This window comes from Paracnuella aquatica (assembly GCF_003332885.2).
GTDB lineage: Bacteria > Bacteroidota > Bacteroidia > Chitinophagales > Chitinophagaceae > Flavisolibacter > Flavisolibacter aquaticus.
The window spans coordinates 128,909-145,184 of sequence record NZ_QOWJ01000001.1 but is presented as its reverse complement, the minus strand read 5'-3'; the positions used below and the strand labels follow the sequence as shown (position 1 = coordinate 145,184).

Annotated in this window: 12 protein-coding genes; 4 read left to right on the top strand and 8 right to left on the bottom strand. The window is 48.9% G+C overall.

The window, feature by feature from the left end:
* The first annotated feature begins 105 nt into the window (after positions 1–105).
* Positions 106–927, top strand: coding sequence for a 3-deoxy-8-phosphooctulonate synthase (gene kdsA / locus DRJ53_RS00665; protein WP_114233660.1), 822 nt, complete (start codon positions 106–108; stop codon positions 925–927).
* 97 nt (positions 928–1,024) lie between these two features.
* On the opposite strand, the gene dnaG is transcribed toward kdsA, so the two are convergent.
* A complete protein-coding gene (gene dnaG / locus DRJ53_RS00660) occupies positions 1,025–3,055 on the bottom strand; it encodes a DNA primase (RefSeq protein WP_114233659.1) in 2,031 nt (676 codons plus the stop codon).
* Between the two features lie 268 nt (positions 3,056–3,323).
* On the opposite strand from dnaG, the gene DRJ53_RS00655 reads away from it, so the two are divergent.
* From DRJ53_RS00655 to DRJ53_RS00645, 3 genes are all read left to right on the top strand, one after another.
* Entirely contained in the window at positions 3,324–3,698 is a 375-nt protein-coding gene (locus tag DRJ53_RS00655) for a hypothetical protein (RefSeq protein WP_114233658.1), read from the top strand.
* Between the two features lie 214 nt (positions 3,699–3,912).
* Positions 3,913–6,048 carry an elongation factor G gene (locus tag DRJ53_RS00650; protein ID WP_114233657.1) on the top strand — a complete coding sequence of 712 codons (2,136 nt, stop codon included), beginning with the start codon at positions 3,913–3,915 and terminating at the stop codon, positions 6,046–6,048.
* Between the two features lie 255 nt (positions 6,049–6,303).
* Complete coding sequence (locus DRJ53_RS00645; RefSeq protein ID WP_114233656.1) at positions 6,304–6,555, top strand: hypothetical protein; 252 nt, start codon at positions 6,304–6,306, stop codon at positions 6,553–6,555.
* Here the strand turns inward: DRJ53_RS00645 and DRJ53_RS00640 are convergent.
* From DRJ53_RS00640 to pnp, 7 genes are all read right to left on the bottom strand, one after another.
* Complete coding sequence (locus DRJ53_RS00640) at positions 6,544–8,769, bottom strand: family 1 glycosylhydrolase (RefSeq protein ID WP_114233655.1); 2,226 nt, start codon at positions 8,767–8,769, stop codon at positions 6,544–6,546. The two genes, DRJ53_RS00645 and DRJ53_RS00640, sit on opposite strands and share 12 nt — an antisense overlap.
* Positions 8,770–9,068: 299 nt before the next feature.
* Positions 9,069–10,256 carry a glycosyltransferase family 1 protein gene (locus tag DRJ53_RS00635; RefSeq protein ID WP_114233654.1) on the bottom strand — a complete coding sequence of 396 codons (1,188 nt, stop codon included), beginning with the start codon at positions 10,254–10,256 and terminating at the stop codon, positions 9,069–9,071.
* Positions 10,257–10,600: 344 nt separating this feature from the next.
* Positions 10,601–11,053 carry a hypothetical protein gene (locus DRJ53_RS00630; RefSeq protein WP_175580725.1) on the bottom strand — a complete coding sequence of 151 codons (453 nt, stop codon included), beginning with the start codon at positions 11,051–11,053 and terminating at the stop codon, positions 10,601–10,603.
* A gap of 157 nt (positions 11,054–11,210) precedes the next feature.
* Complete coding sequence (locus DRJ53_RS00625; protein WP_114233653.1) at positions 11,211–12,029, bottom strand: M48 family metallopeptidase; 819 nt, start codon at positions 12,027–12,029, stop codon at positions 11,211–11,213.
* 91 nt (positions 12,030–12,120) lie between these two features.
* Positions 12,121–12,771 carry a glycerol-3-phosphate 1-O-acyltransferase PlsY gene (plsY, locus tag DRJ53_RS00620; RefSeq protein WP_114233652.1) on the bottom strand — a complete coding sequence of 217 codons (651 nt, stop codon included), beginning with the start codon at positions 12,769–12,771 and terminating at the stop codon, positions 12,121–12,123.
* Between the two features lie 72 nt (positions 12,772–12,843).
* Positions 12,844–13,653: a 50S ribosomal protein L11 methyltransferase gene (gene prmA, locus DRJ53_RS00615; protein WP_114233651.1), complete on the bottom strand. Its 810-nt coding sequence runs from the start codon at positions 13,651–13,653 to the stop codon at positions 12,844–12,846.
* A 230-nt stretch (positions 13,654–13,883) separates the two neighbouring features.
* Entirely contained in the window at positions 13,884–16,199 is a 2,316-nt protein-coding gene (pnp, locus tag DRJ53_RS00605) for a polyribonucleotide nucleotidyltransferase (RefSeq protein ID WP_114233649.1), read from the bottom strand.
* Positions 16,200–16,276 lie beyond the last annotated feature (77 nt).

Here is a 16,276-nt window from a genome sequence, read left to right as displayed (position 1 = left end):
CGGCGTATCGCTACCTTATCCACGGTCTTGTTGCAATAAAAAAAGCCGTTTTACCACAAAACTTTCCGCCTGCCACAACTTATCCAACTCCTGTACCTTTGCGGCATGAATCCATTTTTGAAAACACTTTTTGCAAACCAATCATACGACGAAAAAAACTTTTTCCTCATTGCCGGCCCCTGCGTGGTAGAAAGCGAAGAACTGGTGATGGAAGTGGCTGAAAAAGTTTCGGGCATTTGCCGCAAACTGGGCATTCCTTATGTATTCAAGGCTTCTTACAAAAAAGCCAACCGCACATCGGCGTCATCGTTCACTGGTCTTGGCGACGAGCTGGGATTGGACCTCGTCCAGAAAACCGGTAAGCATTTCAACCTGCCTACTACCACCGATATTCACTCCGAAGCAGAAGCTGCATTGGCTGCGCAGTACGTTGATATTTTGCAAATACCCGCCTTCCTTTGCCGCCAAACAGAATTGCTGTTGGCCGCTGCCGAAACAGGCAAAATTGTGAATGTAAAAAAGGGGCAGTTTGTAAGCGGCCCATCGATGCAGTTTGCAGTGGAAAAAATAAGGAAAGCAGGCAATGATAAAGTAATGCTTACCGAACGGGGTACCACATTTGGCTATCAGGATCTTGTGGTTGATTACCGCAATATTCCCTGGATGCAGGCCACCGGCGCACCAGTGGTGATGGATTGCACACACAGCCTGCAACAGCCCAACCAAACGACTGGCGTAACGGGCGGCAACCCGCAACTGATTGGCACCATTGCCAAAGCTGCATTAGCTGCCGGCGCAGATGGGTTGTTTATTGAAACCCACCCCGATCCTTCCTGCGCCAAAAGCGATGGCGCCAATATGCTGCGCCTCGATCTGCTGGAAGACTTGTTGGTGCAATTGGTAAAAGTGCGGCAAGCAGTAGTGTAGCGGACAGTTGATAGTTTATAGTAGGTAGTTAGTAGTTGGTAGTTTTTCATTTATCGAAAGCAAAGCCTGTCAACTATCAACTACCCACTATCAACTCCTACTTTATCACCACGGAACCTAGCTTCTTCGACAGTTCCATTTCCATCTCTTTCAGCGCCACATGGGTTTTGAACAAGGTCATTTGATCGTTGATGTCGGCTTTTTCCATATCGACCTGGTTTTGCAGCAGCATGCGTTTTATTTTGCGCAGCTTTAAATAATTCACGGCCGAGTCCACTTCGTCCATCGACTTGTCTTCTTCGATCAGCAAAAAGCTTTGCAGCTTTTCTTCATTGCCCGGTTGCACCGCGTTGATGAACGATTTATAATCCTGCTGAAATAAGGACTTCTGGTAGCCTGCTTTCTGGCTCAGGTTTTTCTTCCAATGATCACTTTGCTCGTGCCTGAATTGTAACAGCGAAACTGCAAGTGTACTCAGCTCCGTGTTGGGGTGGTAAATAAAAAAGTTCTTATCAGGTGGTGGCTGCTGTGCCGCTACTTTTTCGCGAAAAAGGTGCAGCACTTCCGAAACCGTTTTGTTATCAAATAAGTCATCCTCAGGCATTTCATTGAGTACAAAATCGGCTACCATTTGCGCATCATCGTACATCTTGGTGCCGTGTTCCAATAGCACCCGCACAATTTCCCGCTCCTGCAGATCGTCTTTAAAAAGAAGGTTAAACGTGTTGTCGTCGAAATCGGTTGCGGCTCCCTTGCGGGCATTTTCCTCATGCACTTTGGCTTCGTCAAACGGAATTTTTGCCTCCTGCAGCGATATGCGGTTGCGGATAAATTTATTGACCAGCGTGGTAAATCCGCCTTCATCAATATTCAGGATCTGTGCGCATTGGCGTATATAATCCTGCGCTTTGGTAAAGTCTTCGGCCTTGTCGATCTTGGAAATGGTTTCGGCAATGCTGTTTACCACTTCCGATTTTTTCTGCGCATCCGAGCCCGCTTCTTTCAGCATTACTTCCAGCTGAAACAACACAAAATCCCGCTTGTTGTTTAAAATAAAATTGCGGAACTCCGTCATGCCCACTTTACGCACATAACTGTCCGGGTCTTCGCCGTCCGGAATCAGCACCAGCTTTACGTTGAGGCTTTCTTCCAAGGCCATGTCGAGGCCGCGCAGCGCTGCCTTCACACCCGCCGCATCGCCATCGTAAATGATCGTAAGATTATTTGTGTACTTTTTAATCAGCCGCAACTGGTCAACCGTTAGCGAAGTGCCACCACTGGCCACCACGTTTTCAATGCCCGCTTGGTGCAGCGATACCACATCGGTATAACCTTCCACCAGCAAACATTCGTCGGCTTTATCAATTGCCTGGCGGGCAAAATAAGTACCGTATAAAATTTTGCTTTTTAAATACAGCTCGTTTTCCGGCGTGTTGATGTACTTCGGCGCTTTGTCATTTTTTTTGATCAAACGGGCACCAAAACCAATGACCTTGCCGCTGGTGTTGTGCACCGGAAATACAATGCGGTCGCGGTAATTATCCACCAGCACATCTTGCCGCAATGCAGATAGCCCGGCTTTTTGCAACACCTCTGCGCTGTAATGATTGGCCAGTGCATGGCTGGTAAAAACATCGCGGCCATCAGGTGCATAACCCACGCCAAATTTGCGCAGCACCGCATCTTCAAAACCACGCTGGTGCAGGTAAGAAAGACCGGCAGCCTGCCCATTTTCGGTTTCGAAAAGTTGTGCGGCAAAGAATTTCTGTGCAAATGCGTTGACAATGTACAGGCTCTCTGCCGACTGCATTTGCTGCCGCCGTTCCGGTGACATTTCGGTTTCTTCTACATCAATATTGTAGCGTGCCGCAAGCCAGCGCAAAGCTTCCACGTACGAAAGCTTTTCGTGCTCCATCACAAAAGAAATACCGTTGCCGCTTTTGCCGCAGCCAAAACATTTGAATATTTCCTTGGATGGAGAAACGGTAAACGAAGGCGATTTTTCGTTGTGGAACGGGCAAAGCCCGAGGTAGTTGGCACCGCGGCGTTTGAGTTTTACAAACGAACCCACGATGTCCATGATGTCGATCCGTGCCTGTATCTGCTGTATCGTTTCCTGCTTGATCACAGGGCAAATATAACAGTTGAGGCGCACCCCGATGATGGTAAAAAAAGGGATTCGAAAACCTGATTTTAGGCAGCGCTACCGATGAGCAGACTCAGGTGGAGCACAGCATTTTACGGGCTACATTTAAAGCAGCAAAGGTAAAAACGGGCATCGCGGCCCGGAAATAAACTTTCTTTTTTTGCCACAATGCGCTAAATTTAGGCTAACCATCCTAAGACACCGGGGAAGCTGAAGTTCTTTATTTTTTAACCCTCTAAATCTTCATCCCATGGTTCAGACAGACCTCTCGCAGTTACAAGCTGAGTGCACCGACTGGCGGCAAATTCTCCGCAACTACCGCGAAGAATTTCAGGACGCAAAAAAATCGCTTCAAAGTTTTTGCCGCAACACCCTCTCCAAAGACCAGCTACTGGAAGTAGAACACTTCGACAACCAGTTTCACATCCAACTCATCAACATCCACGATTTAAAGCAGGAAATTAAAGGCCATGTACGGCTCATTGAAGCCGAAGGCTCGGAGCAAATGCAAGACGAAGTATATGCCCGCCACGAGCACCTGCTGGATGAGTTTTTGACCCTTGAAAATACTTTGCAGGAACTGCGCAACGAGTTCCGCGTCTTTACCAATGCCTCGGCCTGCTGAACGCAACAATTCACAGGCTTTTTTTATGGGCAGCCCGGTTGGCGCAGCAGAACCAATATATAGTTTGAAGTCAAAAGGCAATATTAAAGAGTAAAAAGAGCAACAACCTAAGTGGTGTTTGTTTTTGCCCATTGCCTTTTGACTTCCCCATTCCCTCCCCTAACGCACCTGCCGTTCCTGCCCTCCTTTTCTTCACGCAATAAAACGTATTGCCATGCCCGAATTTGATACCGCACATGTCAAAAACATTGTTTTGCTCGGCCATGCCGGCTGCGGCAAAACCACCTTAGCGGAATGCATGCTCTTTGAAGCAGGCATCACGACCCGCCGCGGCACTGTGGAAGAACAAAATACCACCGCCGACTACCACCCGCTGGAGCAGGAACGCGGCAACTCTATTTTTTCAAAACTGCTGCACACCCGCTGGCGCGGCTACAAGATCAATATACTGGATACGCCTGGCTACAGCGACTTTGTGGGCGATGTGCTTTCCGCACTTCGGGTAGCCGATACCGGTATTATGCTGCTCAACGCATCGAACGGTGTGGAAGTGGGCACCGATGTGATTTGGGAGTACACGGAAAAGTTCCGTACGCCCATGATTTTTGCCGTAAATAAACTGGACGAAGACACGGCCGATTACGACCGCACCGTGCAACAAGCCAAAGATCATTTTGGTAGCAATATTTGCGTGGTGCAATACCCGCGGCAAGTGGGCGCCGGTTTCCACGAAATTGTGGATGTGCTGCGCATGACGATGTACAAGTTTAAAGATACCGGTGGCAAGCCCGAAAAACTGCCAATACCCGACGATGAGCGGGAACGTGCCGAAAAGCTACACCAGGAACTGGTCGAAGCGGTAGCATCGAACGATGAAACGCTGATGGAGCAATACTTTGAACGTGGCGAACTTTCGGAAGACGAGCTGAAAGAAGGCATGAAAAAAGCCATGATCCACCACGATCTGTTCCCGCTGTTTTGTCTTTCTGCCGAACGCAACATGGGCAGCGGACGCCTGATGGGTTTTATCGATAACGTATGCCCATCGGCCAACGAGATGCCGGCGCAAAGAACCAAAAACGGCGAAGAACTTCCTTGCAGCGCATCGGGCCCTGCCTGCATGTTTGTATACAAAACTATTTCCGAGCCGCATGTCGGCGATCTTTCTTTTTTCAAAGTGTACAGTGGCGTTATTCGCAGCGGTATGGAGCTGGTAAACGAAGCCAACGGCGTACCCGAAAAAATCAACCAGCTGTTTTTAATGGAAGGCAACAAACGCATGCCGGTGCAGGAGTTGGTGGCCGGCGATATTGGCGCTACGCTGAAATTGCGCAACACGCATGTAAACAATACGCTCCACGTTAAAGGCCGCAATATAGAGCTGCCGCCCATTGAATTTCCATCGCCCAACATGACGGTAAGCATTGAAGCGGTAAACAAAGGCGATGAAGAAAAACTGTCGCAGGCACTGCACCAACTGCGCGAAGAAGACCCGACACTGGTGGTGGAAGTTTCGCCGGAATTAAAACAAACATTGCTGCATTGCCAGGGCGAAATGCATTTGGCGGTAGCCAAATGGAAGATTGAACACAACCAGAAAATATCGGTAAAATTTGGCAAGCCACGCATTCCCTACCGCGAAACGATCCGCAGCAAGGCCGAGGCAATGTATCGCCACAAAAAACAATCGGGCGGCGCAGGCCAGTTTGGCGAAGTGCACCTGCGCATTGAACCCTGGTACGAAGGCATGCCCGAGCCCGAAGGATTGACGGTGCGTGGCCGCGAGGAATTTCCCTTAAACTGGGGTGGCAAACTGGTGTATTACAATTGTATTGTGGGCGGCGCCATCGATAACCGGTTCATGCCTTCTATTTTAAAAGGCATCATGGAAAAAATGCACGAAGGCCCGCTGACCGGATCTTATGTGCGGGATGTGCGGGTTTCCGTGTTCGACGGCAAAATGCACCCGGTTGATTCCAATGATATTTCGTTTAAAATAGCCGGTATCATGGCGTTCAAACAGGCGTTTCGTGATGCCGACCCGCAGGTGCTGGAGCCCATCAACAAAGTGGAAGTGCTTTGCCCTGAAGACCTGACCGGTGCGGTGATGAGCGAAATACAAAGCCGCCGCGGCGTGCTGGAAGGCATAGATGCTGAAAGCCATTTCCAGAAAATAGTGGCCAATATCCCGCAGGCCGAACTGCACGATTTTTCCTCGTCGCTGCGGTCCATAAGCCAGGGAAGAGCGAAATTTAAAATGTCGCTGAATGGCTATATGCCGGTTTCCTTCGACCTACAACGCAAGCTGAGCGAAACCTACAATAAAGAGTACGCCGAGGCAGACGCATAGTTTTAGTGTTGGAGAAAAAACAAATCACGGCAAGGAATACCGTCCCAAACAAGCTATCGCAATGGGTTGGTGTTCCAGCCGTGATTTTTTTATCCGCCCGTTTTACCGCTTAGGGTTTTTTCTTACCCGCCGAAAAAAAAGGCCGTTTGGGCGACAAAATGGGCCCGATTGGTCAACAGCCTGACTTTTTTATCTGTTAAGTCACTAAATTGAAACCCACAAACGTTTACCACACAATTCAATATCCAACAAAAGATGCACGCTTACTTTCGTAACCACCAGTTATACCTCGCAGAAAAGTTCGATTGGCTCGACCGTCACGTGATTAAAACAAGCCGCCGGGCACTCCTTAAAATCGAAAGCTATAAAACCATTGCACAAACCACCGACAGCCAGGACCAACTTCGTTTGGTAGAAAAACTGGTTAAAGATTCGCTGCTGAACCCGGTATCGAACCGTACCATTTTGCGCAAAGAAGGTTTTTACGTTTCCAACTTAGATAATTAACTGGGTAGCCACTTGTGGCCGCCGCTCCCTTGCAAACCTGCGCAGGGCGTTGTCCAGCGTAGGCATCATCCAGCCCTTTTCGGTGCCCAGCACTGAATAGCGTGGCCTTCGCGCTTCGAGGTTCATTTCATCGATCGACACTTCGTTGATAAAGATATTGCTGAGCCGGAACATCCGTGAAGCCTCCTGTGCCAATGCTGCCCATGTAATGGAGCCTTTGTTGGTCAGGTGCCTGATGCCCTGTTCCTCATCGATCAAAAGATCGAGGGAAACATGCACCAGGTCGGGTACGTATGTTGGTGAAATATGTACGTCGTTTGCTACCATGATGCCTTTTTGCGCAGCCAGGTTTTCGATGACGTAGTGCAAAAAGTTGAACTCATCCCACGGGCCAAAAAATGATGAGGTGCGGATTACCAGGCTCTCGGGGTTTGCCAGCGAAATCTGCTCCTCGGCGTTGGCCTTGCTTTGTCCGTACCAGTTGAGCGGCGCCACGCTATCGCTTTCCACGTAGGGTTTTCCCTTCGTGCCGTCAAATACCATGTCGGTGGAAAAGGTCATGAAACGAATGCCTTTTTGCCGGCAAAATGTAGCCAGTTGCACTGCGCCATTACAGTTTTCCAACAGGCACCGGTCGGCTTCTCGCTCCGCCTCATCCACCCGCACAAAGCCGGCGGTATTGATCACTGCCCAGGGCATATAACTATCCAGTGCAGCTTCAATTTGTGCGCTGTCGGTAATATCGCATTCCTGCCGCCCAAGGAGCACAAACGGAATGGACCGTTCGCGGCAAATTTGTGCAAAAGCGTTTCCGAGTGTTCCCCTCTTTCCAATGATCATCAGTGGCGCTGTACCCATTTGGGTAAAGCAGGTATCGGAATGCATTTGCAGCACCGGCGCAGCATTGAAAAACCGGTTTTCGCGTTGCCACCAACCTTTTTCCACAAGAGTGGGATGCGCCCTTTCCGGCGCCTGCGCAATCTTTTTCAGAAATGCTGCAAGTGCTGTAGGCCGCAGGTAGCCACCACGGATATCGAAGACGCCAGGCTCGTAAGTGCCGCGGGGTTTGGTGAGCAATTTGTTCCAACCCGTGGAGCCGAGCAACGCCCATGCGGTAACGCCAATAATGTTAACGCCGGATGATCTTAATTCAGTAGCAGCTTGCCACACATATTGAAACCAGCGGAGCTGTTCCTCGCGGTGGCAATGCAGGTGCACTTCGGTAATGGCAATGGGTTGACCGTAGCGTTCCCATGCCTCTTGCAACAACGCTTTTACGCCTGTTTCTTCTTCCACTTCTACCCGCACCACTTCCACATCGGCGTAGCGGTGGCGGCCATTGCCGCCGTGTGTGCCCGGTGCATACAGGTGCAGCCGCTCATCGAGGTACCGTTCTGAGGTAACATAATGGTTAAAACCAAATACATCAGGAACACAGGGATTTTGTATAAAAAATTCCAGGTCGGCAGCGGGTATGCCCAACTTTAAAAACCAGGACCAAAGCGGGTGTTCCGTGTTTAAGCGACCCATTAAAATATCGTAGGTAAGCCAGCGGCGATGGTTTTCAAAATCGGCCTGGTAGCGTAGCAGCGGTGTGCTGTATGTTTTACCGAGGTCTTCAGTTTGCACCAGTTTCGCATCCGGGTTTACCGCCCTGATGGCTTCCATGGAAAGCACTGTTGCTTTTAATTCGTTGAGCAGCATTTTGATAAAATCCAGATCGCTGCGCTTATGCGGATACCATAGCCCATATAATCCGCTGAACCGCGCAGTAGTCAGCGGCTCATTTACCGGCGTATAGTATTGAATGTGTGGAAAGCGCCGGGCCACGGCGCCGGCATATTCGGCCAGCAATTTGGGAAACTGCTCATCGAGCATATTGGTATAAACTGGGCCACTGCCGTGGTGCACCAGTCCGGCTATAACTTCAATGCCCCGCTCCTGCAGTTGTTCCAGTTGCCCGGAAATCCAGGTCCAGTCGATAGTGCCGCCGCGTTGGGGCTGGTGTTTTTCCCACAAAATTGGATAGCGAAGCCGCTCAATGCCCAGCGCCGCAATATGAGCGATGTCGTCTTTTCTTTTATAATGTTGCGCATAGGCCAATTGGTCGAAATATGCATCCTCCACCCGGTTGATGGTACATTCAATGCCGCCCCAAAGTGCGGGCAGGTGTGATGGCTGGCCCTGAGTAGATATAGTAGCATTCAAGTTCATGAGCCTGTTTTTAGTTTCGCAATACCGATCCCGATTCCTGATCCTGTCCTATTCATTCATTGAGGAACCGGTTTGGCTTTCTTATCGTTGCAGCGTAACGGCCATTTGCAGCAAATGCAATGCGAGGTTGCGCTGCAATGATCAATAGTTATCCCGCCGGTGTGGAAAACTAGCGCCGCCTCCATTCATTTGTACACAAAAAATATAAAAGGTGTGCCGTACGGAACTGCACACCTTTTACTGTATTGATTAGTATATTAAAAAATGCTGTTGCCATACAGCGAATACGCATTGCCAGATTAACCCACCACTGCTTTTTCCTTGCTTGTTTCAGTGAGTACTTCGGTGCTTTGTTTGGCCACAATGTTTTCGATCTGGCGCACCATTTGGCTCCAGGTACGATCCCACGAGTTGCCCGAAAGAAACGCATCTACCTTGTTCATCCAGGTTTTGCGGCCACGCTTTTTCAATTCTTTTTCCGCACAAGTAATGAACTCCTCTGCGGTAGCGGCAATGTGCACTAGGTTATTGTCGCCGTAAGGGCGCACTACATCACGAATGGGTGTAGAAATAACCGGCTTGCCTGCAGCCAGGTATTCAGGTGTTTTTGTGGGGCTGATGTATTTAGTGGATTCGTTCATGGCAAACGGAATCACCGCCACATCCCAACCTGCAATATAGTTAGGGAGTTCTTTGTAATCCTTTCCACCCAGGTAATGAATGTTGGGTCCTTGTGGCAATGTTGCCGGATCAATTTTCACAACAGGCCCGATCATTACAAAATGCCAATCAGGACGTGCTGCTGCTACTTTGCCAATCAGCTCTATATCCATGCGTTCATCGATCACACCTGAAAAACCAAAACGCGGATGAGGAATATGTGCCTGGTCGGCAGGATCGGTTACATTGGTGCGGGCTGCACCAAAATGTGCTTTATCTATGCTGCTGGGGAAAGGATGAATGTTGGGATGCGCAAATTGCTTTGCTTCGTAAATAGAATGGCCTCCGGTAAATACAACATCGGACATTTGCAACAATTGCTTTTCACGAATGGTTAGTTCAGGTGGTGCAAACTTAAATGCAGAAAGTTCGTCCATGCAATCGTACACCACAAACTCCGGCGACAAATGCTCGGTAAAAGGAAGTGCCATTGGTGTATAATACCATGCAAAATATCGCTGCACATTTAACTGTGGCAACAAACCGCTAATAAGTTTTTGCTGGCGTTGCAGCGGGCAGCCTTCTTTACCATGTTGCAGGTGCGGTACTACAACAAATAAGTTTTTGGTATCCTGCGAAATATGCATCGTGTCCGGTGCATCGTGCCAAATAGGTTCTTCAACGAAAATCACGCGGGTGTGTTTTGCAAAGCGGCTTAACAAGTGCTGTGGGCGCTGGTATACAAAACCCCAACGCAGGTGTGAAAAGCAAACCAGGTCGAGGTTGTGGAGGAATGCGCATGTTACATCTTCAATATTCTTAATCATGCGCTTACTAATACTATTTTAATGCCACCAATTTTCCTGTTTTGATATGTATGTGGCTGAAAAAACAAATGCATGACGTGTAGAATTTTTTACTCATGCTCTTGTTCCATAGTTGAACATTGTATTTATCAACATGTACATGTGATGAATAATGATAGCGCAAGGTTTATAGTTGTGTTGATGATAACAAACATCAATCCTATATCTCTTCATTGAAAAACAAATCGCATTGTTAGGTACTTTGTATACGCATTCGATAAACATGTTGCTGCATTGATCATATTCTTTGCATAAAAAAAGCGCTTTGCAAAATGCAAAGCGCTTCAATAAAACATGCAGCAAGATTAAACCGCAGCGGCAACAGTGCGTTTAGCACTTACTTCCACTAAAGTGTCTTCTGCAAATACCATTAATTCAGACTTACGAAATTGGGACGCGTTCCACACATGATCGAGTGATACCTGCTCTGTAGCTTCGTAACCAGCTGTAGCCAACTTTTGCCAGCTTGCTTCGCGGTTAAGATCGGTAACAATCTTCGATGTGTTTTTTGGAAAAGCCACCCACAACTTTGATTCTTCTTTCAACGCCGGCATGATGTCTTTTAAAATGCCATTTAACTGAGCTTCGTTAACCGCAAATACCAACGCAAAATCTATTTTGCGGGTACGTAACAACGGTGTCAGGTTTTTAGCGAATGAAAGCTTGCAAAATTGTTTTTCGATGGAGGAAGGGAGACCTTGGATCAGAAGATTCTTTTCGTTGGTCAGTTGAAGTTTTTCCAAAATCGTTTGTGACATACCTTGTTTTTAAATTAAAGGATTGCAGTTGTTGGCTTAGCTTTCACACAAACAGGCATGCAAAATTACAAAAATTTTACTTAAGATTAAAGCGTTGTAAATAAAAATGCCACAAACAGCTCATGTTTGCGGCATTTTTACCATTTTATGTTGTGTATTACTTACGCGCAGTGGCCGGTTTATAATACTTCAGCGCCTCGGGCAGGTATTGCTGCAACTGCTCAATACGGCGTCCCGGCGCGGGGTGTGTGCTTAAAAATTCGGGTGGCGCCTGTCCATTAGAAGCTTTTTCCATGCGCTGCCACAGTGCAATGGCTTCGCGGGGATTGTAGCCGGCCATAGCTGCCCAACGCATGCCATAGCGGTCGGCTTCCAGTTCATGTTTACGCGAAAAAGGCAACAGCACACCAGCCTGGGCACCTACGCCAAACGCCTGATTGAAGATTTGCTGTGTAGCAGCCGGTTTATTTGCCAAAGCAATGGAAAGCCCTGCTCCCAGCCCTTGCGCAGCCATTTCCTGGCTCATACGTTCGTTGCCGTGCTGGAATAAAGCATGCGAAATCTCGTGGCCGATCACGTTTGCCAACGCTGCTTCGTTTTGTGTAATGGGCAGCAGGCCGGTATATACCACGCATTTACCGCCGGGCATTACCCATGCGTTTGCGTCTTTATTGGCAACAAGGTTAAACTCCCACTGGTATCCTTCCAGCAGATTGCCCAGTTTTTCTTGGCGCACATAATTGGTTACCACCGCAGCAAGGCGCTGGCCCACGCGGCGCACCATTTCGGCATCGCGATCGGCTGAGGCACTCACCGCGCGGTTTTGTGAAAGAAATTGCCGGTATTGCTGGTTAGCCATTGACTGCAATTCAGCTTCAGGCACAAGGGTAAGTTGTCTTCTTCCCGTGATAGGGTTGGTAGAACAGGCTACCAATAGGGCGGCGGTTAAGAAAAAAGCCGTGATGCTCTTTACCATAGGTTTACGTTTTATAGAACTCCATTTTCAATGATTATACCAAACAAAAAGACCCTGAAACAGGGCCTTCGTTTGTTTATAATTTGCAAAATCACTTTCCTTGCCGGTGTCGGCGCTTGTCGCGGTGCTTTAAAATGGGCACTTTACTTTCATTGCCTTTAATGATACGGCCAATATTTTTTTGGTGTGTAAACACAACCAACAGCGCCACAACGATGGTAAATACGCGGTATAGCGGCTCCGGTTCGTTAAAAATGACGAGGATAAAAATGGGAAATGCAACGCTGGCAAGGATGGAACTTAGCGATACCCAACGCGTCAAGTACAGCACTAAAATAAAAACACCCACACAACAAAGCGCTACGTTTGGCTGAATGCCCAGCACCATTCCAAACAACGATGCTACGCCTTTGCCGCCTTTAAAATTTGCCCAAATCGGGAAAATATGCCCAATTACAGCAGCAAGGCCCAACCCCAGTTGGAGGTTGATGAGATACAGTTCGTTGTCGTAAGCCTCGGGCAGCATAAAGGCAAGCTTTACCGCCACCACTGCTTTGATCATATCGATGGCCATTACAAACGTGCCCCACTTGGAGCCCAACACGCGGTAAGTGTTGGTAGCACCAGCGTTGCCGCTGCCATAATCGCGAATGTCTATTCCAAAGAAATTTTTACTAACCCAAACTGCGGTAGGAATGCTCCCGATTAGATAGGCCAGGAATATGAGTAATAGTTCATTCATAGAACGAGGCTGTTTGCAAGCGCACAAAAATACATGAAATAAGGGATGTAGTCTGTTCTAATTCCATGCCGGTTATGCATGCCGTTGGAACAGCAAAGAGATCCATCCATTGCGCACTTCTTTTTTTAATAATTGCAGGTTCAATGTTAAGGAAGCTTTCACAATATCCTCTTCATCTTGCTCAAGTAGCCCACTGAATAAAATCAACCCCTGCGGCACAACTGCTGGTACTAAGTGTTGCAGGTGCATCAGGATCACATTGCGGTTTATGTTGGCAAGTATAATATCAAACGGACCACTTGGCACTGTTGATGCAAATTCAATCTGCACACCTGTGCATCCATTGCGTTCTACATTCTCCTGCCCATTCTCAATGCTCCACTCATCGTTATCAATGCCCAAAACCGAAGCTGCACCCAGTTTCTGCGCTAGTATGGCCAAGATGCCGGTACCGGTGCCAAAGTCAAATACTTTTTTACCGGTAAAATCAATGTTCCGCATCTGCGCCATCATCATCCAGGTGGTGGCATGGTGGCCGGTGCCAAAGCTCATTTTGGGCATGATCACTATTTCGTGCTGCACGCCAGTAATGGGCTTATGGAAAGGTGCCCGCACTGCACAGAAATCATCCACCACTACCGGCTGAAAGTTCGATTCCCATACCGCATTCCAATTTTGTTGTTCGATGTTCTGCGTGGTAATGGTGTAATCGTGCAACAACTCATTTACCTCGTAACTCGGAAAAGCATCTGCATCGAAATATACTAATAAATGCGTTTGCGTTTGTTCAAAACCGTTAGCACCGAGATCGCTCAGTTCACTGATCAGGATTTCCTGTTGTTCTTCGGTTGCTTCGATGCTGATTTGTATGTGTTGGGACATATTTTAAAGATAGAATGCAGTATGAATTTTTTTGCAGCAAAATGAGCGGTGTAAGCATTGGCTACTTTCGTAAAATTGCCCGCTATTGTTATATGACCAATGCCTTTCGTGCCGCTTTTATTTTATCAAATGGCAGTGATTATTGCGGACAGTTTTGCAACCACAATACGCCACAAAATAAAAAGGCTGCCGGCGAAATACCGGCAGCCTTAATGTATTAAAATTGGTGCTTATTCCTGTTCACCCTGCTGGCCGCCTTCCGACTGCTGCGGACGGTTGTAACCGCCACCGCCTTGCGGACGGAAACCACCACCTTCGCGGCGCTGGCCGTTACCGCCATCGCGGCGTTCGGGGCGTGGTCCGCGACGTTCGCCGCCTTCACCACGGTCGCCACGGTCGTCGGTCATACCTTCGGGTTTGGGCAACAATACTTTGCGGCTCAATTTAAACTTGCCGGTCTTGGGATCAGTTCCGGTGAGTTTTACTTTCACCACATCGCCTTCGTTCAGCACGCCTTCCAGCGACTCAAGACGCTTCCAGCTTACTTCCGAAATGTGCAGCAAACCTTGTTTGCCGGGCATGAATTCAACAAAAGCACCGTAAGGCTGAATGGTCTTCACGGTAGCTTCGTACTCCTCGCCTACTTCCGGTACCGAAACAATGCCTTTGATCCAGGATACGGCTTTGTCTACGCCTTCTTTGTTGGCGCCGAAAATGCCTACTTCGCCCTGGTTGTTCTTTTCCTCGATATTGATGGTAGTACCGGTTTCGCGTTGAATTTCCTGGATGATCTTGCCCTGTGGCCCGATCACTGCACCAATGTACTCGCGGTCGATGAACAGCTTGATCATGCGTGGAGCATGCGGCTTCACATCGCTGCGGGCTTCGCCAATGCAGTTGTGCATGGCATCCAAAATGTGCATGCGGCCGCGGTTGGCTTGCTGCAGCGCAGCCTTCATTACCTCCAGCGGCAGGCCATCTACTTTGATATCCATCTGGATACCGCAAATGCCATCGCGGGTGCCGGTTACTTTAAAGTCCATATCGCCCAGGTGATCTTCATCGCCCAGGATATCGGTAAGCACTGCGTATTTACCACCTTCAGTGATTAAACCCATCGCTACACCAGCTACGTGCTTGCGGAAAGGAACACCGGCATCCATCAGGGCCAGCGAACCGGCGCAAACGGTAGCCATCGAAGATGAACCGTTTGATTCAAGGATATCACTCACTACGCGAACGGTATAGGCAAAATCGCCGGCAGGCATCATTTGCTTTAGCGAACGCAGGGCCAGGTTGCCGTGGCCTACCTCGCGACGGCCGGGGCCGCGCAAAAACTTCACCTCACCGGTTGAGAACGGCGGGAAATTATAGTGCAGGATAAATTTCGAATATTCGGAAGAGGCAGCGCTTTCTACCAACAGTTCGTCCAGCGGCGTACCGAGGGTAACTGTGGTGAGCGACTGTGTTTCGCCGCGGGTAAACAGTGCAGCGCCGTGTGGCGTGGGCAGCACGTCTACCTCCATGTCCAGCGGACGCACATCTTCCAATCCGCGTCCGTCGAGGCGGGTCCGGTCGTTCAGGATCATTTCCCGAACCACGTGGTACTGCAGGTCGGAAAGATAATTTTTGACCATCTTTTTGATGTCGTCGGCAATGTCTTCGCCTTCGGGCAAATTCGCTTCCTGACGCAGCACCTCTTTCAGGTCTTCAAAAATCTTCTTGTAGTTTTCTTTGCGCTCCGCTTTAGGCAGACGTCCGCGGGCATCAGCCAGCATGCGCTCCTTAGCAAACTCTTCTACACGCTGGCGCAGTGCATCGTTTTGCTGGGGCTTTGGATAATCGCGTTTGGGGCCTACGCCTACCATGTCGCGCAGTTCGGCCTGGGCCTGGATCTGCTTGCGGATGGCTTCGTGGGCAACACCCAGTGCTTCCACCAGGTCATCTTCAGAGCATTCTTTAGCCTCACCTTCCACCATCATGATGTTGTCCATGGTAGCGGCAACGATGAAGTCCATATCGGACTGTTGCATTTCGCTGCGGGTGGGGTTGATCTTGAATTGACCGCCGATGCGGCTAACCCGCACTTCCGAAATGATTTCTTTAATGGGAATAGTAGAAACAGCCAGTGCCGCAGAGGCTGCCAGGCAGGCCAGTGCATCGGGCATGATCTCCGCATCGGAAGAAATAAGGGTTACGATCACCTGCACCTCGCAGAAATAATCTTCGGGGAACAAGGGGCGCAGTGCCCGGTCGATGAGGCGGGAAATAAGCACCTCGTAATCGGAAAGGCGGCCTTCGCGTTTAAAGAAAGAGCCGGGAATGCGACCTGCAGAGGCGAATTTCTCCATATAATCCACGCTGAGCGGGAAAAACTCCTGTCCGGGTTTGGGCTCTTCGGTAGCTACTACTGTAGCCAGTAAAATAGAGTTGCCCATGCGCACCGTTACCGATCCATCCGCTTGTCGTGCCAGTCTGCCGGTTTCGATGGTCACTTCCCTACCATCGCCTATGTCAAATGTTTTGCTGATTTTTTGTGTGAGCATTGGTCCAAGTTTGTTCCCTGATGTGCAGGAGGGACAAGCAATCAAGGAAAGGTAAAATGAAATGCAGAAACAAGTTT